Below are 22,238 nucleotides of genomic sequence, written 5' to 3'. Positions count from 1 at the left end.
CCCCGATCACCACGCCGACCACGCGGCGGACGTCGCGTCGCGCCCGTACACCCGCTTGGCGTCTTTCGCGAACACGGCGTCGCCGTCGTGGTCGAGTTTCTCGAAGCGATACTCGGGGGCGTCGTCACGCACCTGGACCCCGGTGATCTCGAACTCCTCGTCGCCGAACGCGACCGTCTCACCCACGACGAACTCGTGGTCACCGGGAACCGAGACGGCGATGCTCCGTGAGGCGTCCGCCCGCCCGTCGTTCGGGTGGACAGTCACGTTGACGCGGACGTTGTCGACGGCGCGGGTCCAGAGCGTCCCGACGTCCTCGACGGTCGCCTCCTCGACGCGCGTGTCGGCGGCGACTTCGATGGCGGTGATCCGCACCTGCATGAGCGCCTCGGGCGCGTCGACGACGAACTCGTCGCCGACTTCGACCGTCTCTTCGGCGGGCGCGTCGACGGTCGTCGACAGCGACTCGTCGTCCTGCGAGACGATCACGTCGAGTTCGACCTCGCGGGGCGGGTCGTACCGTTCCTTGTGGACGTGATCGCAGGCCGTACAGCGGACAGTGACCTGTCCGCCGGGTTTCAACACCTCGTGGACGGTCGGGTCCGTCGTCGAACAGGAGGGACAGGCGAGTGCGACGCGGTCGCCCGCGTCGGGTCCGGGATGGGTCATGGCTGGTCGTAGCCGGTCAGGCGGTAAAAATCCGCCCTTCCGACGACGGACGGTGGGGGCACGGCACGTGACGGCAGTCGAGGGCGGCGACCGGCGACACGTGCGTGCAGACCGTAGGGTCGGCTCACACCGCCGGTCGGACGTCAGTCGAGACGCTCGGCCGCCTCGGGGTCGCGAGTGTCTCGAAACGGGGACAGGAAACGGCGTCAGAAGACGACCCGTTCGAGCAGCCGCCTGGGGAGCGGCGGCCGGCGAGCTACCTCCGGGTAGACCGTGACGGTCGTACAGCCCGGATTCGGGACCGCCGGCCGGTCCTCGAACAGGACGTTCCGGAGCCGGTGATCGGCGCCGGCCCGCACGAGCAGGTCGGGGTGAGTGTGGTTACCGCCGTCGGTTCGGGCGACCTCGGAGCGGACGGGAGCCGAGAGTAGCGACGAGAGCGCGGACTGATAGTCGTCGATGGTACGGCTGTGCTTGGCCGTCTCCTCATCCTCGGGATACCAGAGCGAGATCCGGCCGTCGTTGGCCGTGGCGATGGCGTCGGCCAGCGCCACGGTACGGGACTCGTACGGACCGCCGGCCCCCGAGAGGGCGACGTTCGTCGGGGCGTCGTAGCCCACGTTATCCACGAGAAGCACCTCGCAGGGAGCGTGTCGGACGACCCAGTCGACGGGGTCGCCGAGCAGCCGCGAGCGAAGGCGGAGAGGTTCGTGCTCGGCGATGATCGCGTCCATGTCGTGGTGGTCGGCGAAGTTGACGATGGCGTGTTTGGTGTCGTGGCTGACGACCTCGTCGGCCTCGATCGCGACGTCGAGTTCCGCGGCGAGCGCCTCGACCCGCGTCTCGAAGGAGCGGTCGGCCGGCGACTGGACGGTGGCGCCTTCGGTGAGCGGCGCCTGATCGGGGATCTCCTCGAATCGAACGACGACCACGCGCCCGTCGTGGGGCCGGACGACGTCCGCCGCGAGCGCGACGAGGGACCGTTCCCGCTCCCTCCCGACGGCCTTCGTGAGGGCGACGAGCACCTGGTGGGTGTCGTCCGTCGCGGCGGACTCGACGTCGGCCAGCGCGTCCCGACCCACCTGTCGCCTGATCGCGTCCGTGGCGACGCCCTCCCGGCGCACCCGGGGACGGACGTAGACCAGATACCAGACGACGCTCCCGACGGTGATCACGAGGGCGCCGAGGAGCGCCACGGTTCCCATCTGGGTCAACAGGAGCACGCCGGTGATGGCGCCGAAGATCTGCATCCAGGGGTACAGCGGGGACGTGAACTCGGGGGCGTAGTCGGCGTTCCCCTCGCGGAAGGCGACGACCGCGACGTTGATGAGGGCAAAGACGATGATCTGGAAGGCGCTCGCGAGCTTCGCGATTTCGAGGATCGGGACGAACGCGATGAGCGCCAGCAACACGGCGCCCGTGAGCGTGATCGACGTGACGGGCGTCCCGAACCGCTCGCTGACCGTCGAGAGCGACGGCGGTGCCAGTTTGTCCCGACTCATCGCGAACGGGTAGCGCGACGAGGAGAGGATGCCCGCGTTGGCGGTCGAAACGAGCGCGAGGATGGCCGCGAGGATGACGGCGATCACGCCGGCCTGACCGAGCGTCACCCGGGCGGCGACGGCGACGGGCGTCAACGACCCGGCGACGCTCCCGGGATCGGTGATACCGACGAGGACGGCGACGATGGCAACGTACAGGACCGTCGTGAACACGAGCGAACCGAGGATGCCGAGCGGGATGTTGCGGCCCGGATCCTCGATTTCCTCGGCGACGCTCGCCACCTTGGTCACGCCGGCGTAGGAGACAAACACCAACCCCGTGGCGGCGAACAGGCCACCGACGCCCGCATCGAAGAAGCCGGCGTAGTTGGCCGACTGGACACTCGGGGCGCTCCCCGCGGCGAACCATCCCAGCGCCGCCAGCATGACGACGACGATGCCGAGTTGGAGCCGCCCGGTCTGTTTCGCGCCGACGACGTTCACCAGGATCAGAAGCGTCGCGAGTCCCAGCGCGACCGGTTGGAGCGGGAGGTCGAACAACAAGAGCAGGTAGGGCACGCCACCGACGAGCGCGAGCGCACCCTTGAACGAGAGCGAGAACCACGTACCGACGCCGGCGACGGTGCCGAGGAGGGGGCCCATGCCACGTTCGATGTAGATGTAGGTCCCTCCGGCCTCCGGCATCGCCGTGGCCATCTCCGATTTGGAGAGGGCGGCGGGCACCACGAGGACGCCGGCGAGGAGGTAGGCGAGGACGACGGCCGGGCCCGCGATTTCGAGGGCGAGCGCCGGGAGGATAAAGATACCACTCCCGATCATCGCCCCGATACTGATGGCGAGGACGGACGGCAGGCCGAGGTCCCGTTCCAGCCCTTTCATGCCGTGTCGACCTCGCGGAGATGCGAGCGGACGTCGGCCACGACGCCGTCGGCTAACAGCGTCGTCGCACAGATCGGTTCGTGACCCGCATCGGCGACGAGGTCGGAGCGCTCCGGCGTATGGACCACGATGAAGACGCTGGTGACGTCGAAGCGGGTTCTGACGAGTTGTGCGACGAGCAGGTTTCGGCCGTCGTCCGGAGTCGCCACGACGACTGTCGACGTCTCCGTCACGCCGGCATCGAACAGTACGTCGGCGAGGGGCGGATCGCCCTCCAGCGACGGGGCGTCGTCGACGTCGGGGTCGAGGCGGACGACGGAGACAGCGTGCCCTAGCGCGTCCAGTCGGCTGGCGATTTCGGTACCGAGGTGGCTATCGCCGAGGACGTAGTAGTCCGTGTCCACTCCCTCGGCGGACGTTTCCGCCTTCTGGTGAAGGTTCGAGCGTAATCTCATGGCTGGTGAGGCGACGGAGCCGTCGGAGGCTCCCGTCACCACCCACTATATGACGCAGTAGCATAAATTGACCGATTATTTTGACAGATCGTCTTTTCAGATCGCATTTTACACGACTCCCGTTATCAAAGAAGCGTGCGGAGACGACTCGCCGTCTCGGTCGAACCCGACGTCGGGGCACAAACCTCAAACGGGGGGCGACGAAACCCCGCAGTCATGAAAGACGGCGAGCTGGATTCGATCGACAGATCCATCCTCTACTACCTCCAGCAGGACGCCCGCCGGACGTCGTCGAGCGACATCGCGGAGCAACTCGGGTTGTCGTCGAGCACCGTCCGGACACGGCTCAACAAACTCGAAGAGAGCGGTATCGTCCGCGGGTACCACATCGACATCGACTACGATCTGGCGGGCTACCCGCTATACACGAAGATCATCTGCACGGCACCGGTCACCGAACGGGACTCGCTGGCGAACCGGGCGCGGGAGGTGCACGGCGTCACGGCGGTACGAGAGATCATGACCGGGAAGCGGAACGTGTACGTGAACGCCATCGGACGGGACCACGACGACCTCAATCGGATCGCCGAGGAACTGGACGAGCTCGGTCTGGACATCGTCGACGAGCAGATCATCCGCGACGAGTACGTCTGTCCGTACCACGGGTTCCTCGACGATGAAGTCGACGAGGACGGGTCGTCCGGATAGCTACCACGCCGCTCACCCGATCGGTCGCCAAGAGGGCGGTGACCGCCGCAGTCTCACTCTTCTCGCCGGTCGGTCGTCGGGAGTGTCACGACCTCCCCGTCGGCGTACACCGTCGGCTCGCGGATGATTCCGTCGAGGTGAAGGGGCGCCTCGACGTCGCCGCCGATGCTCGCGTCGTCGCCGATGGCGACGTGGACGGTGCCCGCGGCCTTCTCGTCCAGTAGGACGGAACCGACGAGTTCCGTCACGCCGACGTTGGTCCCGATGCCGAGTTCAGCGAGGTTCGCAGCGTCTTCGCCGACCGCCTCGCGTGCCGTCTCCACCTGCTCGCGGACCGCGTCGTCGGAGATGTGGGTGACGAAGCCGTCCTCGACCTCGAACCGGAGCGACTCGTCGACCAGCCCGTGAGGCATCATCGTCCCGTCGACGACGTAGGTTCCGTCCGCCGTTTCGGGGCTGACGAACACCTCGCCGGCCGGGAGATTCGAGAAGTCTCCTAGTTCGTGAACGATCCCGGTGTCGGGAATCCACTCCCGGTCGCCGGGGACCACCGTGAGGTCGGTGCCCGCGTCCGTGGTGATTCGGACCTCGTCGGCGTCGGCGACCTGTGCCAGTACCTCGCTGCAGTGGCGGGCGATGGTCTCGTAGTCGGCGTCCAGCCCCGCGATCATCACGTCCTCCGTGACACCCGGGAGCGTCGCGGCGCGAGCCCCGGCGTCGGTCGCGTGCTTGCGTGCGCGAGTGTGACTCAGGCTCTTGGTCGTCGGCGCGAGCACCACGTCGGCGTCGGCCATCGCCGCCGCGACCGGCGCCGGGGGTTCGGTTCCGTGTTGCGCCCCCGGCGGGTACCGCAGGAGGACGGCGTCGTCGGTCACGTCGCTCGCGACGTCGTAGAGCGCCTCGCCGATGGGGAGTCGCTCGTCGTCGGTGACGACGGCACAGGACTCGTCGGCCTCGAGCGCCATGCACTGGTGGATCGCGGTTTCGGCGGCCTCGAAGAGTGGACTGGACATGGTCGAACGGACGGCCGCGTGTCGGTTATCCCTTGCCCTCCGTCGCGGCGGGACCGCCCTGCTCGGCCCGTTCCGGGACGGGAAACGACCCGTCGAGGACCGTGCTGTGTGATAACGAGGATCACAAACACTATCTCCGCCGGGACGTATCCTCGCGTATGGGAACCCGGATCCGCGTTCTCCACGTGGACGACGACCCCGATTTCGTGGAAATGGCGGCCACCTTTCTCGAACGCGCGGACGACAGATTCGACGTCGTGACGGCGACGAGCGTCGAGGAGGGGTTGGAGCGGTTCGGCGCGACCGACGTGGACTGTATCGTCTCCGATCACGACATGCCCGGCCGGACCGGCATCGAGTTCCTCGAACGCGTCCGCGAGGCGAATTCGAAGTTCCCGTTCATCCTGTTCACGGGGCGGGGCTCCGAGGAGATAGCGAGCAAAGCCATCTCGGCCGGCGTCACCGAGTACCTCCAGAAGGAGACCGGGACGGACCAGTACGCACTACTCGCCAACCGCATCGCCAACAGCGTCCGCGTGTTCCGTGCGGAGACGGCGGTGACGCGGACCGAGGAGCGCTACCACAACCTCGTCGATACCGCACCCATCCCGATCATCGTCTTCGACCGGAGCGGCGAGATGGTCTACTCGAACGACGCCGCCGTCGACTTCCTACACGCCGACTCACACGCGGAACTGGAAGGGTGGTACTTCGTCGAATTCCTCCATCCGGACGACAGGACGCGGGCGGCCGAGCGGTTCGAGCGACTCATGGAGGAGGGTACGCCGCTGCCACAGACGGAGTTCCGCCTCCGGACCGTCGACGGAGAGATCAAGACCGCGACCGTCGCGACAGCCCCGGGGTACTACCGGGGCCAGAAGGTGGCACAGGCGATGGCGTACCAGTAGGGCGTACGACGCGGCTCGAAACGATTATGCCCGTTGGTCGTCGAGTCCGCGTATGACGAAGGTCGGCGTCAACGGCTACGGAACCATCGGAAAACGCGTCGCTGACGCGGTCGAGGCACAGCCGGACATGGAGCTGGTCGGCGTCGCCAAGACCCGTCCGAACTTCGAGGCCGAGGCGGCGGTGCGAAACGGCTACCCGCTCTATGCGGCCGTCGCCGAACGCGCCGACCGCTTCGCCGAGGCGGGGCTCGAACTCGCGGGCGAGGTCGAGGAGTTGGTGGTCGCGGCGGACGTCGTGGTCGACTGTACGCCCTCCGGAATCGGTGCCGAGAACGCTGCCCGCTACGAGGCCCACGACACCCCCGCCATCTTCCAGGGCGGCGAGGACGCGGACGTGGCCGACGTGAGCTTCAACGCACGCGCCAACTACGCCGACGCCGTCGGCGCCGACTCCGCGCGAGTCGTCTCCTGTAACACCACGGGGCTCGCGCGGATCCTCGCACCCCTCGACGAGACCTACGGCGTCGAGAAGGCCCGCGTCACGCTCGTTCGGCGCGGCGGCGACCTCGGCCAGACCGACCGCGGACCCATCGACGACATTCTCCCGGATCCGGTGACCCTCCCCTCGCATCACGGCCCCGACGTGAACACGATCCTGCCCGATATCGACATCGACACGCTCGGGCTGAAGGTGCCGGCGACGCTGATGCACACCCACAGTGTCAACGTGACCCTGGAGTCGTCGCCGGACGCCGACGACGTGCGTGACCTGTTCGCGGACGAGACACGACTGTTCCAGATCCCGGCTACCGCGGACATCGACGGCGCGGGGAAACTCAAGGAGTTCGCCAACGACGCCGGCCGCCCCCGGGGCGACCTCTGGGAGAACTGCATCTGGTCGGAGTCGATCACCGTCGAGGACCGCGACCTCTACCTCTTCCAGGCGATCCACCAGGAGAGTGACGTGGTGCCCGAGAACGTGGACGCGATCAGGGCGCTCACCGGCGACGCCGACGCGGCCGAGAGCCGGGCGACGACCGAGGACGCGATGGGCGTCGGCATCGACTACGGTCGGTAGGCGTCAGACCCCGGACGCATCGCACTCGGAGTCCCGCAGCGCGTCGACGGCGGGAAGCGACTGGCCGGTGAGCGCCCGGACGTAGGCGCCGCCGGCGATGGAGACGTGCGAGAAGTACTCCTCGTCGAGGCCGTAGAGTTCGATGGCGCGAGAGGTGTCCCCTCCTCCGATGACCGAAAAGCAGTCCGTCGAGGCGATGGATTCGAGGATGCCGACCGTCCCGTCGGCGAAGCGTTCGTCCTCGAAGACCCCGAGAGCACCTTTGACGAACACGGCCGCCGAGTCTTCGATGACGTTCCCGTAGCGACCGACGGTGAGCGATCCCACGTCGAGCAACGGCTGATCTTTCTTTACGTCCGCCACGGGGACTTCCGCCCGCGCGTCGTCGCGTTCGTACGCCAGATCGAAGGGGAGATGGATGCGGTCGCCGCGCTCCGCGAGGAGTTCCCGGATCCGCGCCTCGTTGTCCGCCCACTGGTGGTCGTACAGTTCGGTGTCGCCGACGTCGTACCCCACGTCGTATCCCGCCGCCCGGAGGAAGAGTTCGCCGACGATGCCGCCGAGGAGGTAATGATCGATGGCCTCGTCGAGGGCCGACATCACGTCGATGACGTCGGTGGCCTTCGCACCGCCGAGGACCATCGTCACGGGGCCGTCGAACTCCCGGCTAGCGATGCTGGTGTTGGCCTCGTACTCCGCCTCCATGACCCGGCCGGCGTAGGCGGGGAGCACGAGCGGAAAGCCCACGAGCGAGGCGTGCGCGCGGTGGGCCGCCGAGTAGGCGTCGTTCACGTAACAGTCGAACTCGGGGGCGAGCGCGCGGACGAACGCGCTCTCGGCGTGTTCCGCGGGCGTCTTCTCCGGGAGTTCGTCGTCGCACATCCGGACGTTCTCGAGCAGGAGTACCTCGCCAGCGCCGAGCGAACGGATGGCCTCGATGGCCGCCTCGCCGTGGACGTCGTCGACGAACGCGACGGGGGTCTCGACGTACTCCGCCAGGAGGTCCGCGTGCTGATCGAGCGAGATGAAGGAGTCCCGGCCCGGCCGTCCCTGGTGAGCCATGACGACGACGCGGTTCCCGGTCTCGACGAGTTCCCGAACGGTCCGGGCGTGGCGTTCGAACCGTCGATTGTCCCTGACGATGCCGTCCTCGACCGGCGAGTTGAGATCCAGTCGGACGAGGACGCGGTTCCCGGACCCGATGTCGTCGAGCGTCTTGAACATGAGCCTCGTCCGTCCGATGGCGGGACGAGTATTTCAAACGGGCGATTCCGGGCGAACGAGCATGCGACCCGCTACCGTGGGGAGCGACGACAGAAAGTTTTTGACCGGGAGCGGCCTACGGTAGGCCATGAGAGGCGACGACCGCGACGACCCGTTCGACGACATTTTCGACGAGATCGAACGGATGATGAACGAGATGACGGGCACCGCCGGCGACGGCTCCGGCTTCGCCTCCGAGACCCACGTCGACGTCTACGAGGAAGCGGAACGGATCCGACTCGTCGCCGACCTCCCGGGCGTCGAAAAGGAGGGGATCGAACTGAAATGTGACGGCGAAACCCTCACGATCAGCGCCGCCTCCCCCCACCGCGAGTACGACGAACGCGTCCGCCTCCCCACCCGAGTCGACGAACACTCCGCGTCGGCCACGTTCAACAACGGCGTCCTCCAGGTCACCGTCGACAAACTCGGCGACTCCGCCGCCATCGACGTGGAGTAGTCCTGATTACGCGTCGGCCGTGGTCCGGATCAGCGACGCCAGCCGGTCGTAGAAGTCCGGGACGTACTTGGTCGCGGCGTCGACCGTCGGCCGCGCGTTCGTCTCCGCGACGACCACACGCTCGTCGGTCACCAGCAGGTCCACCCCGAGATACGGCGCGTCGAGCGCCGCGGCCGCCCGCTCGGCGAGGTCCCGGAGCTCCGGCGACAGGTCGACGCCGGTCGCCGCGGCGCCACGGTGGACGTTGTGTTTCCAGCGGCCCGACGCCCGGTCGGCCTCGGGGAGGTGTCGCTCCACCGCACCCGCGTACGCCCCGTCGACGACCATCACCCGGTAGTCGCGGGCGTCGGGCAGATACTCCTGTAAGAGGAACGTCTTGTCGCCGGTGGCGCGGTAGTCGTGGATCAGATCGAGGTAGTCGGCGATCCCCAGTAGGGAGTCGAGATCCGTCGCTTTCGCCACCCCCGTCCCGCGGGTCGTGGAGTTGGGCTTGATCACGACCGGCCACGAGAAGTCGGCGACGGCGGCGGCGAGGGCGTCCTCGTCGACGGGGCTGGCGATCATCGTCGTCTCGGGGACCGGGAGGTCCGCCGCCCCGAGCGTCGCGAGGACGCCGCCCTTGTTGCGCGAGGTCAGCACCGTCTCGCGGCCGTTCACCCACGACAAGTCGTGAAGCGCCGACAGGGCCGCCCCCGCCTGCGTACACGAGGGGAAGACGAGGCCGACGTCGAACCGCTCGGCGGGGGGCGTCGAGAGGTCGATGGATCGGCCCTCGGCCGCGAGGTGGGCGACCTCGATGCCCCGATCCGCGAGGGGGTCACGCAGACGGTCGAAGGTCTCGGCCCGGGTGGTCACCGCGAGACGAAGCATACCCCCACTGACGGCGGGGTGGAAAAAAGTCCGCGGGTCGTCAGGCGACGAGCAGCTGTTCGCCCTGTTCGACGACGATGCGACACGGTGGCGAGATCTTGTTGTACGACCGTCGGAAGGCGTCCTTGACCGTGGCGGCGTCCTCGGGGTTGCAGTAACAGGTAAAGATCGTCTCGTTGGCGTTGACGCGGGCGGCGGTGCCGACCGGCTTGCCGAACGCCTGTCGCATCCCGTCGGAGACGCGGTCCGCGCCCGCACCCGTCGCCTGCTTGTTCTCGCGGATGACGTGGTGGGGGAACTTCCGGAGGACCATCTTGTAGTTCTCCTGGCCGACCTCCTTCAGGAGGCGTCGGTTGGCCGACAGGCGCGAGGCTTCGAGCGCACCGTGGCGGATCTGACACTCCTCCTCGACTTCGAGGCTGATGTGGACCGGGTAGTCATCGGGACCGGTCTGGAGGTTGCCCATGTTGTGCTGTGCGATCTTGGAGCCCGGGATGCCCGTGATGTACTCGCGTCGCGTGTACGGGCGTTTGCTGATCTCCCGGTACATGGAGGCGGGTTTGTCCGACATGGTTACTTGTCGTAGCCGAGGCCGAGGCGGCGAATAAAGCCTTCGATGCCGGGCGACGGCGGCAGCGGGCGGCTACAACGACTTTCGCATGCAGGTCGCCGTCGCCGGACAGAGCTCCGCGAACTCCGTCGTTTTCCGGATGGCGTCCGGGACGGTCGTCCGCTCGATCGGGGCGTACCCCTGTGCCGCGAAGAACGCCGACGCCGTCGTCGTGAGGAGGTAGAGCGTCTCGACGCCGGTCGCCCGAGCCTTCGACTCCAGGGCCTCGCAGAGTTCGCTCCCGTAGCCGTACCCCCGTTTCCCGGCCTCGACGGCGACCGACCGGAGAAGCCCGACGTCGTCGTAGCGTTCGAGGCCGCCGACCCCGATCCGTTCGCCCTCGACCGTCGCGTAGTGGAACGCCTCCGGATGGGCTCTGACGTCCCGTACGGGGAGGCCGTTTCGGTCGAGGAGGGTCTCGACGTAGTCGGGCGCCGCCGTCCCGGGGTGGAGCGTGACCGAGGGCGTCATTAGGTCAGCCCGTACTCTTCATCCCCGCCGCGATCCCCTTGACCGTCAGGCGGAGGGTCCGCTCCTCGGCGGGTGTCCGTTCGTCGCGGGCCAGCAGCCGCGTCTGGAGCAGGTTCAGCGGGTCGACGTAGGGGTTGCGCCGGTCGAGACTCTCCCGGAACCAGTCCTGTCGCACCAGGTCGTCGCGGTCGGTGATCGCGAGTGCGAGGTCGGCGGCGCGTTCGTACTCGTCGCGGATCCGTGGGAAAAAGCGGTCGCGCAACTCGGCGGGGGCGAGTCCCGCGTACACCTCGGCGATCTCCATATCCGTGCGCGCCATCGACTGCGCGGCGTTGTCGAGGGTTGTTCTGAAGAAGGGCCAGTGCTCGTACATCTTCCGCAGGGTCTCCATCGAGCCGCCGTCGTCGAGGTAGGCGTCGACCCCGGTGGCCAGCCCGTACCACCCCGGGATGATACACCGGGACTGCGTCCACGAGAACACCCACGGGATGGCCCGGAGGTCCTCGACGGTACGCTCGCCGGAGCGCGACGCCGGGCGCGACCCGAGGTTGAGGTCCTCGATGACCGTGATCGGCGTCGCCGTCTCGAAGTAGGGGATGAACCCCTCGGTGTCGAGGAGGTCCTGGTACGCGTCCCTGGCGGCCCCGGCCATGGTCCCCATCGCCTCGCTCCAGGCGTCGGGCGTCGGTTCGCCCGGGCCGGCGAGCGACTCGCGTCGCGCCCGGATCTGCGCGTCGAGCATCCGTTCGAGGTTGCGTTCGGCGATCCGCGGGTTGCCGTACTTCTCCGCGATGGCCTCACCCTGTTCGGTGAACTTGATCTCGCCGGAGACCGTCTCGACGGGCAGTGCCAGCATCGCCTCGTGCATCGGGCCGCCACCCCGGGAGATGGAGCCGCCGCGCCCGTGGAACAGGCGCATCGACACGTCGAACTCGTCGGTGATGCGGGCGAGGCGCCGCTGGTTCCGGTAGAGATCCCAGTTGGCCGCCAGGAAGCCGTTCTCCTTGTTCGAGTCCGAGTATCCCAGCATGATCTCCTGGGTGTCGCCTCGGCAGTCGAGCGCCGTCGCGTACGCCTCGTTCTCGAAGAGTGTCCCCATGATCCGTCGGGCGCCGTCGAGGGCGCTCTCGGTCTCCAGCAGCGGCACCACGTCGAGGCCGCTGTACTCGGGCAGGTCGACGACGCCGGCCTGGTCGGCCAAAAAGAGCACTTCGAGGACGTGACTCGGCTCTTCGGTCATGCTGATGCAGTAGGTGTCGATGGCGTCGGTGCCGTACTCCCGTTGCCACTCCCGGAGTGCCTCGAAGCGTTCGCAGACCCGCTCGGCCGTCTCGCTCACGTCACCTGGGTCCGCGAGGTCGACCACGTCGGCGTCCTGCATGATCGCGTCGGTCAACACGTCGATCCGACCCGCCTCGTCGCGGTCGCGGTAGTCGACGCCCCGTCCTTCGAGCAACTCCCCGACCGTCTCGGTGTGGTTCTGCTGGTGATCGCGCAGGTCGAGACTCGCGAGGGCGAACCCGAACGTGTCGACCTTACGGAGCAGCGGTTCGACGTAGGCGTCCGCGATCGATTCGGCGTCGTTCAGACGCAGGCTCTCGTCGATGGCTTCGAGGTCGTCGACAAGCTCCTCGGCGTCGGTGTAGCCACCGGGACGTACGTCGTTTACCCGTTCCAGCCGCTCGCGCATCAGCTTGAGTTTCTGGCGGTAGAACTCGTGTGGATATCGCCTCTCGGCGTCGCGTGCCACCTCCGGAAGCCGCTCGCGGTCGTCGACGAGCGACGCCTCGAAGCGCTCGCCCGGCGTGATCCAGGCGGCGTCCTGGCTGAGGATGCCCGAGAGCCGCTTCAGTTCGTCGCGGTACTTCGAGAGGACGACCGACCGCTGCCGGTCGAGCGTCTCGCTGGTCACGTCGACGGTCACGGAGGGGTTGCCGTCGCGGTCGCTGCCCGCCCACGACCGAAACTCGAAGAGTTTGGGCACGTCGACCTCGGGATAGGAGTCGGCGAGCACCTCCTCCAGTTCGGCGTACGTGTCGCCGACCACGTCGAAGAGCGTGTTCTCCAGATACCACTGCACGTTGCGTGCCTCGTCTTCGGGTTCGGGCGCACGGTCCCTGACCTGTGGGGTCTGCCACAGGCTCGTCACCTCCGCCTCCAGTTGGTCCCAGGACTGCCGGCGCTCGGCGTCGGTCAGCCGGCGCTCGTCCAGCCCTTCGAGGAGTGTCGTGATGGTCCGGAGTTTCGCCTTGACCGTCTTCCGGTGGGCCTCGGTCGGGTGAGCGGTGAATGTTGGCTGGATGAGTACGTCGTCGAGCACCCGCTGGACCGTCTCGGCGTCCGCGTCCCCCTCGACGAGCGAGGCGACCGTCGCGCGTGGACTGTCCGCCAGCGTTCCCGCCTGGGAACTCCGACGGATGGCACGCACCCGCTCGCGTTCCTCGGCGAGGTTGATGAGTTCGAAGTAGGCGGTGAAGGCCCGCGCGGCTGCTCCCTCCAGATCGGAATCGAGCGTGCCGAGGGTTGTTCGCAACGGTTCGCGCGAGGGCAGACTGCCGTCGCGGTAGTCGATGGCCGCCGTACGGAGGTCCTCGACCGCCTCGAACGCCTGCGTGGACGACTGTGCCTCGAGTACGTCGCCGAGGAGTTCCCCTAGCTCCCGGACGTCCTGGCGGACGGTGCGGTGGTGGAGATCCATTGTCCGTGCCTATTGAGACCACACATGTTAAACGCCGGGATGAGGGGGTCGGCGCCCGCGGCGCCGCCTCGCAGTCGCGCGATCAGGCGTCGTCCTCGTGTGCCGGCGGCCGACCCGTCGTCGGATCCAGCGCGACGAACTCCAGACCGTCACGGTCCAACAGCGCCGCCGCGCGATCGGTGACGGAGGGGGCGACGAGGACGCCCCGTACGGTCTCGTCGTCACCGAGTTCGCGTTCGAGCGCGTCGACGTAGCGGCGAAGTTGCCCGACGGCGTCCGGCCCCACCCGCCGGCGCTTCAACTCGACGGCCACCGGCCGTCCCGCGGCGTCCTCGCCGAACACGTCCATCGGGCCGGCTGCCGTCTCACGTTCCGTCGCCAGCGGCTCGAACCCGGGTTCGATCCGCTCGGGGTGGGTCACGACGTGTTCCTTGAGGTCCGCCTCGCTCCCCCGCAAGTCCAGGTCGTCGGGGTCGGTCACGTCGTAGGCGGCGAGGTGGTGGACGCGGTCGAAGCGCACGTCGAGGAGTTCCGCGGGCGACCGCCGGACGCTCCGCACCCGCAGACTGCCCTCGCGGACGCTGGCGAAGTGATCACAGCCGGGGGGTTGCCAGTTCACCGGCGTGCGACCCTCGTCGGTGTGAACGAGCGCCGATCCGTCGGGTTTGAGGAGGAGGAGGCGGTCACCGGGGCCGAGGCTGCTCGACGCTCGACCCTCGTACTCGACGGCACACTGCCCGAAGACGGTGACCAGATCGCCGCGCCGGAAGGCATCTTCGAGATGAACGAGCGCGTCTCGGTGGGCGGGGCGGTGGAGCGTGGTGACCGTCATCGGTCGTCGCGGGACGTAGGCCGCCGCCGTACAAAAGGGACGCGTCGCCCGAACCGGTGGTATCGTCGTCGTTCCGAGATAAAAGCACAAATAGCGGCCGCCCCTCTACACGAGCGAATGGGGCTGTTCGAACTCATCGCCGCGGTCGACGCGGAGGAAAAGACTCTGACCGTGTTCAACCCGGAGGCCGGCGTGGCGACGGCGCTCCGGGAACACTTCGCCGACCGCAACCTCACCATCGAGCGGACCGAAAGCGACGCCGGCCCCCGAAACTACGCGGTGTTGAGCCGCGGCGACGACTTCCTCGCTGCCATCGACGTGAGCGACGTGCTCGAACCGACACAGGGCGTCACACCGGACTTCACACCCGAGACCTACGAGACGGTCCTCGACGAACTCGACGAGACGCTGTTTACCTCCTACGACACCGAGCGGATGGTCGCCGCCTCGAAGGAGATCGAGGACCGCGCCTGGCGGGGGGCGGCCGGCGAACTCCACGCCGGGTTCCAGACCTGTGCCCGCTTTGCGTCCCAGGCCTCCGTGTACGAACACCTGGCCGACCGCGGCGACCTCGACATCTACGTCTACGCGCATCCGGACGGCCGCGAGGAACTCGACGGCCCCACGAAGGCGACGCTACACCTCTCGACGGCGACCGAGATCCACGACTCGTGGTTCGTCGCCTACGACGGCGGCGGCGTCGACGCGATGAAATGCGCGCTGCTGGCTGAGGAGCGACGGCCGGGATCGTTCTACGGATTCTGGACGTACGATCCCGACACCGTCGATGACGTGCTCGACCACCTCCGGACCACATACGCCGCCCCCGAAGCCGACGGCACCGCGGCCGACGGCGGCTGTGGCGGGACCTAGCGCACCTCGACGGCGAGAATCAGCGCCGCGGCCACCAGCGCGGCGACGAGCGCGACGAACGCCGTCACGTAGTCGGTCCGGCCGGCCACGAATCCGATGACCGAGGGACCGAGCGCGCCGAAGCCGATGTACGTCGTCCGTGCGAGCCCCAGATCGGCGCCCATGCTGTCCGTCGGAAACACGTCCATCAAGTACGACTGCATCACCGGGGGGAAGGCCATGAGCCCGACGGCGTAGACGACGGTCGCGGCGCCGACGAGGAGGGCAGTCTCGGCGACGAGTAGGCCGCCGAGCGCGGCGGCACCGAGGCCGAGCGTCCCGGCGGCGACTGGTCCCCGGCGGACCCGGTCGGCGAGACGGCCGGCGGTCGGCTTGACCAGCGCGCCGACGACGAACAGGGCCGCGAATCCAGCGCTCGCCAGTTCGGGGGTGAAGTCCTTCTCGGCCTGCAGGAGCGTCGGGAGGAAGCCCGCAGTGCCCTGCCACGCGAACGCGAACAGACAGTACGCGACGACGAGCCGTCGGATCCGGCCGGTGGCGAAGAGCCGCGCTCCCGTCCCGCGGACGTCGAGCCCGACGGCCTCGATCCGGTAGGACTCGCGGCTCGTCAGGTGGAGCACGACCGCGACCGGGGCGAGGAGGCCGACGACCGGGAGGAAGGCACCCCGCCAGGTCGCGACGGCGAGGGCGGCGACGGCGAGGCCGGCCGCGGCCCCGCCGCCGAGGTCGCCGGAGGCGGTGTGGAGGCCGAACGCGCCCCCGCGTTTCGCCTCGAAGTGATCGGAAAGAAGCGCCCGGGCCGCGGTGGGATACAGCCCGGCACCAACGCCGACGACCGCCGCGCCGACCAGAAACAGGGGGAAGGAGACGGCGGCCGAGAGGACGGCGAAGCCGGTCGTCGCGAGGGCCAACCCCGAGACGAGGAGCGTCTTGCGGCTGAGCCGATCGGAGAGCCGACCGCTCGGGAACTGGCCGAGGGCGTACAGCCCCCACAGCGTCGAGAGGGCGAGCCCGGCGCGGAACGGCGTGATCCCGAGGTCGTCGATGATCGAGGGGAGTAGCGGCGAGAGGACGAGCCGGCCGCCCTGGATCGTGAGCCATCCGAGCGACACCAGAAGGAGGAGACGTCCCCCGTAGCCACGCACGAGTCGCTCCTCGGCGTCCGACGGCGTCCCGAGGTGGGAGTCGGTCATGGTGTCGTCGAACGACGCCACCGCACTTCAACGGTCGAATCCCGGAAATCGAGCCGGGGGAGTCAGAGACGCTCGCGAAGGTCGGCCGCCACGGCGTCGGTCGTCGCGGATCCGCCGAGGTCGGGCGTCCGCGGGGCCGACGGGTCGGCCAGCTGTGCGGCGACGGCGTCCCACAGCGCCGCCGCGGCCGCCGTCTCGCCCAAGTGATCGAACATGAGCGACCCCGAGAGCACCGTCGCGAGCGGGTTTGCGACACCCTCGCCGGCGATGTCGAAGGCGCTGCCGTGGACGGGTTCGAACATCGACGGATGAGTCCGGTCGGGATCGACGTTCGCCGACGGCGCCAGACCCATGCTGCCGGTGACGATGGCACCGACGTCGGTGAGGATGTCCCCGAAGAGGTTCGATGCGACCACCACGTCGAACTCGTCGGGGCGGCGCACGAAGTCCATGCTCGCGGCGTCGACCAGCAGACGCTCGACGTCGACCGCGGGATACTCCTCGCTCACCTCGTCGACGACGTCGTCCCAGAACACCATCCCGTGGGCCTGGGCGTTCGACTTCGTGACGTTTGTGAGCTTTCCCGAGCGCTCCGTCGCCGCCTCGAACGCCGCGCGGACGATGCGTTCGGTGCTGCGTCGGGTGTAGACGGCGCTCTGGACCGCCACCTCGTTCTCGAAGCCGCGGTGTTCGCGCCCACCCACGTCCGCGTACTCGCCCTCCGTGTTCTCGCGGAAGACGAGGATGTCGATGTCGCCGCCCTCGTAGCCCCGGAGCGGGCTCCGAACGCCCTCGAACAGCACCGCCGGGCGCTTGCAGATGGACTGATCGAAGCCCTTGCGGATCGGCAGGAGGAGTCCGTTGAGCGTGACGTGATCGGGGACGTCGGGATGACCGACCGAGCCCAAGAGGAGGGCGTCGTCGTCGGCCAGCCGATCCAGCCCGTCCTCCGGCATCATCGCGCCCTCCTCGAGGTAGCGTTCGGTTCCCCAGTCGTAGCGCGTCGTCTCGATGTCGAAACCGTGTGCCGCCGCGGCGGCGTCGAGAAGCGGCAGGGCCGCGTCCACCACCGTCGGTCCGATCCCGTCTCCGGGAACGAGCGCGATGTCGTAGGACATAGCCCTCGAATCGGGGAGCGAACGGAAAAAGGTGCGACGTTCGCCGTCACGGCCGACCGAACGACGCCCGTATCCGGAGATCAGGCCAACGGGTCGAACGTCGCGCCGATGCCGGCTCCGTCGCCGTCCGTGAGCGTCCGGCAGAGGTACGGGTCCTCGAGGCAGTAGTCGTCGATCCGCGAGGCCAGGCGTGACAGCTCCGATTCGAGACGGGAGTAAACCGGGTCAGCCCGCAGCACCGACTGCGACTCGGATTCGAGCAGTGCCGCCCGTTTCGAGAGCTTCTCGACGTACCGATCCACCGTCTCGGGGAGCGTCTCACGATGGACCAGCGAGTGGACGAGGTCGACGAACTTCGCGCGCTCGACCGGCTTCGTGAGGTAGGCGTCGATATCGAGATCGACGATGCGGACGTCCGGCGTCGCGGCCGTCACGAACGCCACCCGGGGGCCGGCCGGACACTCGCGCAGGGAGTCCAGGACCTCGTCGCCGGACACCCGCGGCATGTGACGGTCGAGGATCGCCACGTCGACCTCGCCGTCCTCGCAGTAGGACAGGGCCTCAGCGCCACAGTGCGCCCGGACGAGGTCGACATCGACGTCGTCGAGCCAAGTGGCATAGAGGTCGAGCAGTGCGAGTTCGTCATCGGCGACCAGAACGCGCGGTGTGGCGGTCATCGGTTCCCACCCCCGTTGTCACCGCCGGCGTTACCGTTCCCCGGGTCACCACCGTTCCCGTTCCCGTTTCCGGCGCCCTCGCCGTCACCGTTCCCGTTTCCCGGATCCTCACCGTTTCCGGCGCCCTCGCCGTCACCGTTCCCGTTCCCGTTTCCGGCGCCCTCGCCGTCACCGTTCCCGTTTCCCGGATCCTCACCGTTTCCGGCGTCCTCACCGTCACCGTTCCCGTTTCCCGGATCCTCACCGTTTTCGGCATTCCCTCTGTCGCCCTCGTTACCGGAGCCGTCTCCGGCCTCCTCCGGCGGGCCGGTCGTCGCGGTTTCGTTGTTCGCGTCCGAGCCGCCCCCCGGGTCCTCCGGCGGACCGGGGGTCCGGTCGTCAGGGGGGCCCTCGGTCTCGTCCTCGCGTTCGTCGCCCTGCGCTGGTTCGGGGAGTTCGCCCGGCCCGCGTTCGGGATCGAGTTCCCGGCCGGGGTTTTCACCCGCGATCTGTCTGGCGATCTCGGCCACCTCCGGACCTTGGAGTTCGTCCGCGTCCTCCCGCAGCCGATCGAGTTCGGAGCGGTCGACGCCGGAGGATCCCAGCGCCTCGTCGGGGAGGTCACGGGTCACCTGCGAGTTCGCCTCGAGTTGGGTCTGAACCGAACGAACTTCCGCGCTCGTCACCGCCATCCGGGCGCGGAACTCGCCGGTCGAGAGTTCGCCGGACCGGTGTGCCTGCCGGAGTCGTTCCTGCCGTTCGCGAAGGGTGACGAGTCGCTCGCGGATCCGGTTGAGATCCGTCGCGACCACCGCCGCCTTCGAGGCGTTCGACTCCGCTCGCGAGAGCTGCGTCGACAGCGAGCGCTCCCCGATCTCGCCGTCGATCTCGGCACCCTGGACGCCCACCACACCGGCGAGCTGTTGTCCCGGAGCGACGGATTCGTTGGCGCTCGCGGAGCCGTTGTCTGTCGTCTGTGGCAACACCTCGTCGGTCGTCGTGTCGGCGGCGGTCGGCGTGGACGGCGACCCCAGCGCCGACGCCGGCACCGCCACCGCGCCGGCGACGACGACGACGGCGATCGCGAACACGACGACGTTCGGAACGTCCGGGCTCATCTTGGTCCCCGCTACGGGAGTACGGACGATAAATCGCCACGAACCTGAAGGACGGTTAACCCGGATTAAACGGCGTGTAGGCCGAGCCTGAATCGCCGCTGTCCGTCGATTGTGGTGATCGGGGTCGTCACTCCTCGTCCGGAAGTTTCAGAACGTTCTCGCGACCGAGACGGAAGCCCTCGAGCGAGCCGTCGTCCCGGAGGTCGCGGACGATCTGGCTCGTCCTGGCCTCGGTCCAGTCGAACGCCTCGACGATCTCCTGCTGTTTGACCCGCCCACCCTGTTCCCGGACGAACTGGAGCACGCGTTCCTCGTTGCTCAGGAGGTCCTCGCGCTCCGCGTCGGCCGCGTCCGACTCGTCGACGACCGCGGCGGCGTCCGGGTCGTCGCCGTTCGCGTCCGAATCCGCGTCCGCACTCGGCGCCTGGGCCGCCCCGTCGCCGCCGAGTCGGTCGCGATAGCGCCACGCGCCCACACCGGCGAGGGCAAACAGGAGGCCGAGCGCGACCATCGGCAGGAGAGACGACCCGCCGCCGCCGTCGGGCGAGGCGGGCGGGCCGCCCTCGCCGCCGCTCCCGTCTCCCCCGGCCGGAGCGGTCGTGGTGGCGGTCGGCGCGGGCTCGATGACGATCAGCGGTTCCCCTGAGACGAAACTCGTTTCCGCGCCGCGCCAGACGACGGCCCCGCTACGGCGCTCGTCGGGCTCCGGAGCCGTTCGGGTGGGCGCGTAGTCGGACGGCCACTCCACGACGAGCCGTGTCCGGTCGTCGAGGAAGAGTCCCTCGATTGCATCCCCGATCCGGATGGTATCGCCCTCCACGACGGCGAAGCCGTTCCACCGGAAGGTGTAACTGACGACGCCGTACTGGGGTGGCGTCCGCGTCTCTGCGCTCACGCCGAAGTCCGTCGCGTTCATCTCCCGTCCGGTCGCGTTCTCCGCCGTGGAAACCGTCGAGCGCATCCGCGAGGCGAACCGGTCGGAGAAGTTCGACGGAGTCGCCTCGATGTCGGCCTGCAACGACTCGAACGCCGTGGTGGTGTTCTCGTCGTCGAGACGCGTCCAGTACTGGACGGTCCAGGCGGCCGAGCCGTTCCGATCGACGGAGACGATCAGCCGAACGGAGTCGGTGTCGACGCCCTGTTGGAACGTCGGTCCCGATGCGATCTGGGGCGACGACGTCCCTGCCGGCGCAACGGCCCCGATCACCGGAACGACAGCCGACACCAGTACCACCGCGACTGCGACTGCGACGGCAACGAGGCGACTGGACGAGCGATCCCACATCTACGTGCCCCTGCGTTTTCCCCGATCGTAGATAGGTCTTGTCGCTTCGGTCGAACAGCGACGCCTCCATCACCGATAAATATCAGCTCGTAATAGTCGGTTGCATGGCAACGTCATGCGACGCGGCACCGTGTCGTGACCGTCGACTGGGTCGGATCGAAGCGTCCGGGGTGAACGTGGCATGACTCGCGCTCGGGCGCCAGTCTCGCCGCCGGTCGCGCTCACCGTCGCCGGGAGCGACTCCGGCGGCGGGGCGGGGATCCAAGCGGATCTGAAGACCATGGAGGCCCACGGCGTCTTCGGGACTTCGGTCGTCACCGCGGTCACGGCCCAGAACACCGTCGGGGTCGAGAGTACGCACGTCCTGCCGGTCGAGGAGATCGCGGCGCAGTACGAGGCCGTCGCGACGGACCTCGACCTCGGGGCGGTGAAGACAGGGATGCTCGCGACCGAACCGGTGATCGATCTGGTGGCCGACCGAGCAGCCGACGCCACGGCACCCGTCGTCGTCGATCCGGTGATGGTCGCCGCGAGCGGCGACCGCCTGCTCGACGCGGCGGCCGAGGCGGCTTACGAGTCGCTGATCGCCGAGGCGCGACTCGTCACGCCGAACGCCGACGAGGCCGCAGTCCTGACGGGCATCGAGCCCACGGACCGCGAGAGTGCCCAGGCGGCCGGCGAGGCGCTCGTCGAAATGGGTGCCGACGCCGCGCTGGTCAAAGGCGGCCACGTGAACGGTGGCGAGACGGTAACCGACACGCTGGTCAGTGCGCTCCCCGACGGGGAGCCGACGGTGCGGACGTTCGAACACCCTCGGATCGACACAGACGCCACCCACGGCTCCGGCTGTACGCTGTCGAGTGCCATCGCCGCCCACATAGCCCACGGGGAGACGCTCGGCTACGCCGTCGAGGCGGCGACAGCGTTCATGGAGCGGGCAGTGCGGTACGGCCTCGACGTCGGCGAGGGGCCGGGCGCGGTCCACCACCTCGCCGCGCTCCGTGAGGCGGCCGACCGACACCGGACGATGACCGACGTCGCCGAGGTGGTCGCGGCGTTCGTCGACCGCGACGTCTCCCGACTCGTCCCCGAGGTGGGGATGAACGTCGTCGGCGCCACCGAGTACGCCGAGGCGGTCGGCGAGACGGCCGCCGTCGAGGGGCGCATCACCCGCACGTTCTCGGGGGTCGCCCCCAATCGCGGCGTCCGCCTTGGCGCCTCCTCGCACGTCGCCCGCTTCCTGCTCGCGGCCCGGGAGTTCGACCCCGACCTCCGCTTTGCCGTCAACTGCCGGTTCGACGACGGGACGGAGGCGGCGACCGCGGCGCTCGACGGCCCCGTCGCCGAGTACGACCGCGACGCCGAACCCGCGGACGCGAGCGGAACGATGGGCTGGGGCGCACGGCAAGCGTTCGGAGCCGTCGATGCGGGTGACCCGACGCCCGTCGCCGTCCTCGACCGGGGCGACGTGGGCAAGGAGGCGATCATCAAACTCGTCGCCGAGACGCCGGCGGCGCTGGGCGAGCGGGTGTTCACGCTGCTCGACGCCGCCGAGTCGTAGCCGAGACCCACAGCGTTT

The 22,238-nt window shown here is 68.6% G+C and carries 21 protein-coding genes; 6 read left to right on the top strand and 15 right to left on the bottom strand.

The window, feature by feature from the left end; all coding sequences use genetic code 11:
• Positions 1-6 precede the first annotated feature (6 nt).
• The 3 genes from NBT82_RS09535 to NBT82_RS09525 all read right to left on the bottom strand — a co-directional run bounded on the left by NBT82_RS09535 (position 7) and on the right by NBT82_RS09525 (position 3,454).
• Positions 7-669 (bottom strand): HVO_0476 family zinc finger protein, encoded by a 663-nt coding sequence (locus NBT82_RS09535; protein WP_251327893.1) that lies wholly within the window; start codon positions 667-669, stop codon positions 7-9.
• Between the two features lie 206 nt (positions 670-875).
• A complete protein-coding gene (locus NBT82_RS09530; protein ID WP_251327892.1) occupies positions 876-3,050 on the bottom strand; it encodes a universal stress protein in 2,175 nt (724 codons plus the stop codon).
• The gene (locus NBT82_RS09525; protein ID WP_251327891.1) at positions 3,047-3,454 is read right to left on the bottom strand and encodes an NAD-binding protein; all 408 of its coding nucleotides are present in this window, start codon (positions 3,452-3,454) and stop codon (positions 3,047-3,049) included. The genes NBT82_RS09530 and NBT82_RS09525 overlap by 4 nt, the downstream gene beginning before the upstream one ends.
• A 267-nt stretch (positions 3,455-3,721) precedes the next feature.
• Between NBT82_RS09525 and NBT82_RS09520 the strand changes: the two genes are divergently transcribed.
• Entirely contained in the window at positions 3,722-4,213 is a 492-nt protein-coding gene (locus NBT82_RS09520; protein WP_251327890.1) for an Lrp/AsnC family transcriptional regulator, read from the top strand.
• Between the two features lie 53 nt (positions 4,214-4,266).
• Here NBT82_RS09520 and NBT82_RS09515 read toward each other — a convergent pair whose 3' ends face one another.
• Positions 4,267-5,226 (bottom strand): aminopeptidase, encoded by a 960-nt coding sequence (locus NBT82_RS09515; protein ID WP_251327889.1) that lies wholly within the window; start codon positions 5,224-5,226, stop codon positions 4,267-4,269.
• Between the two features lie 158 nt (positions 5,227-5,384).
• On the opposite strand from NBT82_RS09515, the gene NBT82_RS09510 reads away from it, so the two are divergent.
• Both NBT82_RS09510 and NBT82_RS09505 read left to right on the top strand, forming a co-directional pair.
• Positions 5,385-6,134, top strand: coding sequence for a response regulator (locus NBT82_RS09510; protein WP_251327888.1), 750 nt, complete (start codon positions 5,385-5,387; stop codon positions 6,132-6,134).
• A gap of 52 nt (positions 6,135-6,186) precedes the next feature.
• The gene (locus NBT82_RS09505) at positions 6,187-7,212 is read left to right on the top strand and encodes a type II glyceraldehyde-3-phosphate dehydrogenase (protein WP_251327887.1); all 1,026 of its coding nucleotides are present in this window, start codon (positions 6,187-6,189) and stop codon (positions 7,210-7,212) included.
• A gap of 3 nt (positions 7,213-7,215) precedes the next feature.
• On the opposite strand, the gene NBT82_RS09500 is transcribed toward NBT82_RS09505, so the two are convergent.
• The gene (locus NBT82_RS09500; RefSeq protein WP_251327886.1) at positions 7,216-8,436 is read right to left on the bottom strand and encodes a phosphoglycerate kinase; all 1,221 of its coding nucleotides are present in this window, start codon (positions 8,434-8,436) and stop codon (positions 7,216-7,218) included.
• A gap of 127 nt (positions 8,437-8,563) precedes the next feature.
• Here NBT82_RS09500 and NBT82_RS09495 point away from each other — a divergent pair, with 127 nt between their 5' ends.
• Entirely contained in the window at positions 8,564-8,935 is a 372-nt protein-coding gene (locus NBT82_RS09495; protein WP_251327885.1) for an Hsp20/alpha crystallin family protein, read from the top strand.
• A gap of 6 nt (positions 8,936-8,941) precedes the next feature.
• Here NBT82_RS09495 and NBT82_RS09490 read toward each other — a convergent pair whose 3' ends face one another.
• The 5 genes from NBT82_RS09490 to nucS form a co-directional block, all read right to left on the bottom strand.
• Positions 8,942-9,805, bottom strand: coding sequence for an ATP-grasp domain-containing protein (locus NBT82_RS09490; RefSeq protein WP_251327884.1), 864 nt, complete (start codon positions 9,803-9,805; stop codon positions 8,942-8,944).
• Between the two features lie 40 nt (positions 9,806-9,845).
• The gene (locus NBT82_RS09485) at positions 9,846-10,376 is read right to left on the bottom strand and encodes a 50S ribosomal protein L16 (protein WP_251327883.1); all 531 of its coding nucleotides are present in this window, start codon (positions 10,374-10,376) and stop codon (positions 9,846-9,848) included.
• 72 nt (positions 10,377-10,448) lie between these two features.
• Positions 10,449-10,886, bottom strand: a complete 438-nt coding sequence (arsN2, locus tag NBT82_RS09480) for an arsenic resistance N-acetyltransferase ArsN2 (protein ID WP_251327882.1) — start codon at positions 10,884-10,886, stop codon at positions 10,449-10,451.
• A 4-nt stretch (positions 10,887-10,890) separates the two neighbouring features.
• Positions 10,891-13,584: a phosphoenolpyruvate carboxylase gene (ppc, locus tag NBT82_RS09475; protein WP_251327881.1), complete on the bottom strand. Its 2,694-nt coding sequence runs from the start codon at positions 13,582-13,584 to the stop codon at positions 10,891-10,893.
• Between the two features lie 82 nt (positions 13,585-13,666).
• Positions 13,667-14,416 (bottom strand): endonuclease NucS, encoded by a 750-nt coding sequence (gene nucS / locus NBT82_RS09470; RefSeq protein ID WP_251327880.1) that lies wholly within the window; start codon positions 14,414-14,416, stop codon positions 13,667-13,669.
• 117 nt (positions 14,417-14,533) lie between these two features.
• Here nucS and NBT82_RS09465 point away from each other — a divergent pair, with 117 nt between their 5' ends.
• Complete coding sequence (locus NBT82_RS09465) at positions 14,534-15,289, top strand: DICT sensory domain-containing protein (protein WP_251327879.1); 756 nt, start codon at positions 14,534-14,536, stop codon at positions 15,287-15,289.
• Here the strand turns inward: NBT82_RS09465 and NBT82_RS09460 are convergent.
• The 5 genes from NBT82_RS09460 to NBT82_RS09440 form a co-directional block, all read right to left on the bottom strand.
• Positions 15,286-16,482, bottom strand: a complete 1,197-nt coding sequence (locus NBT82_RS09460) for an MFS transporter (protein ID WP_251327878.1) — start codon at positions 16,480-16,482, stop codon at positions 15,286-15,288. The genes NBT82_RS09465 and NBT82_RS09460 overlap by 4 nt on opposite strands.
• 62 nt (positions 16,483-16,544) lie before the next feature.
• The gene (locus NBT82_RS09455; RefSeq protein ID WP_251327877.1) at positions 16,545-17,600 is read right to left on the bottom strand and encodes an isocitrate/isopropylmalate dehydrogenase family protein; all 1,056 of its coding nucleotides are present in this window, start codon (positions 17,598-17,600) and stop codon (positions 16,545-16,547) included.
• Between the two features lie 80 nt (positions 17,601-17,680).
• The gene (locus NBT82_RS09450) at positions 17,681-18,277 is read right to left on the bottom strand and encodes a response regulator (RefSeq protein ID WP_251327876.1); all 597 of its coding nucleotides are present in this window, start codon (positions 18,275-18,277) and stop codon (positions 17,681-17,683) included.
• Positions 18,274-19,374 carry a DUF7096 domain-containing protein gene (locus tag NBT82_RS09445; RefSeq protein WP_251327875.1) on the bottom strand — a complete coding sequence of 367 codons (1,101 nt, stop codon included), beginning with the start codon at positions 19,372-19,374 and terminating at the stop codon, positions 18,274-18,276. The genes NBT82_RS09450 and NBT82_RS09445 overlap by 4 nt, the downstream gene beginning before the upstream one ends.
• 127 nt (positions 19,375-19,501) lie before the next feature.
• A complete protein-coding gene (locus NBT82_RS09440; RefSeq protein ID WP_251327874.1) occupies positions 19,502-20,659 on the bottom strand; it encodes a DUF7345 domain-containing protein in 1,158 nt (385 codons plus the stop codon).
• Between the two features lie 181 nt (positions 20,660-20,840).
• Between NBT82_RS09440 and thiD the strand changes: the two genes are divergently transcribed.
• On the top strand, positions 20,841-22,220 hold the full coding sequence (thiD, locus tag NBT82_RS09435; protein WP_251327873.1) for a bifunctional hydroxymethylpyrimidine kinase/phosphomethylpyrimidine kinase: 1,380 nt from the start codon (positions 20,841-20,843) through the stop codon (positions 22,218-22,220).
• Positions 22,221-22,238 lie beyond the last annotated feature (18 nt).

This window comes from Haloplanus sp. HW8-1 (genome assembly GCF_023703795.1).
In the GTDB taxonomy this organism is placed as follows: domain Archaea; phylum Halobacteriota; class Halobacteria; order Halobacteriales; family Haloferacaceae; genus Haloplanus; species Haloplanus pelagicus.
The sequence above is the reverse complement of the archived record's forward strand: the minus strand, read 5'-3'. Positions and strand labels throughout refer to the sequence as shown.

Bases quoted from the DNA above. Each gene is read 5' to 3' on its own strand.
- NBT82_RS09535 (WP_251327893.1), bottom strand. From the start codon at position 669: ATGACCCATCCCGGACCCGACGCGGGCGACCGCGTCGCACTCGCCTGT.
- NBT82_RS09530 (WP_251327892.1), bottom strand. From the start codon at position 3,050: ATGAAAGGGCTGGAACGGGACCTCGGCCTGCCGTCCGTCCTCGCCATC.
- NBT82_RS09520 (WP_251327890.1), top strand. From the start codon at position 3,722: ATGAAAGACGGCGAGCTGGATTCGATCGACAGATCCATCCTCTACTAC.
- NBT82_RS09515 (WP_251327889.1), bottom strand. From the start codon at position 5,226: ATGTCCAGTCCACTCTTCGAGGCCGCCGAAACCGCGATCCACCAGTGC.
- NBT82_RS09510 (WP_251327888.1), top strand. From the start codon at position 5,385: ATGGGAACCCGGATCCGCGTTCTCCACGTGGACGACGACCCCGATTTC.
- NBT82_RS09505 (WP_251327887.1), top strand. From the start codon at position 6,187: ATGACGAAGGTCGGCGTCAACGGCTACGGAACCATCGGAAAACGCGTC.
- NBT82_RS09500 (WP_251327886.1), bottom strand. From the start codon at position 8,436: ATGTTCAAGACGCTCGACGACATCGGGTCCGGGAACCGCGTCCTCGTC.
- NBT82_RS09495 (WP_251327885.1), top strand. From the start codon at position 8,564: ATGAGAGGCGACGACCGCGACGACCCGTTCGACGACATTTTCGACGAG.
- NBT82_RS09490 (WP_251327884.1), bottom strand. From the start codon at position 9,805: ATGCTTCGTCTCGCGGTGACCACCCGGGCCGAGACCTTCGACCGTCTG.
- NBT82_RS09485 (WP_251327883.1), bottom strand. From the start codon at position 10,376: ATGTCGGACAAACCCGCCTCCATGTACCGGGAGATCAGCAAACGCCCG.
- arsN2 (WP_251327882.1), bottom strand. From the start codon at position 10,886: ATGACGCCCTCGGTCACGCTCCACCCCGGGACGGCGGCGCCCGACTAC.
- ppc (WP_251327881.1), bottom strand. From the start codon at position 13,584: ATGGATCTCCACCACCGCACCGTCCGCCAGGACGTCCGGGAGCTAGGG.
- nucS (WP_251327880.1), bottom strand. From the start codon at position 14,416: ATGACGGTCACCACGCTCCACCGCCCCGCCCACCGAGACGCGCTCGTT.
- NBT82_RS09465 (WP_251327879.1), top strand. From the start codon at position 14,534: ATGGGGCTGTTCGAACTCATCGCCGCGGTCGACGCGGAGGAAAAGACT.
- NBT82_RS09460 (WP_251327878.1), bottom strand. From the start codon at position 16,482: ATGACCGACTCCCACCTCGGGACGCCGTCGGACGCCGAGGAGCGACTC.
- NBT82_RS09455 (WP_251327877.1), bottom strand. From the start codon at position 17,600: ATGTCCTACGACATCGCGCTCGTTCCCGGAGACGGGATCGGACCGACG.
- NBT82_RS09450 (WP_251327876.1), bottom strand. From the start codon at position 18,277: ATGACCGCCACACCGCGCGTTCTGGTCGCCGATGACGAACTCGCACTG.
- NBT82_RS09445 (WP_251327875.1), bottom strand. From the start codon at position 19,374: ATGAGCCCGGACGTTCCGAACGTCGTCGTGTTCGCGATCGCCGTCGTC.
- NBT82_RS09440 (WP_251327874.1), bottom strand. From the start codon at position 20,659: ATGTGGGATCGCTCGTCCAGTCGCCTCGTTGCCGTCGCAGTCGCAGTC.
- thiD (WP_251327873.1), top strand. From the start codon at position 20,841: ATGACTCGCGCTCGGGCGCCAGTCTCGCCGCCGGTCGCGCTCACCGTC.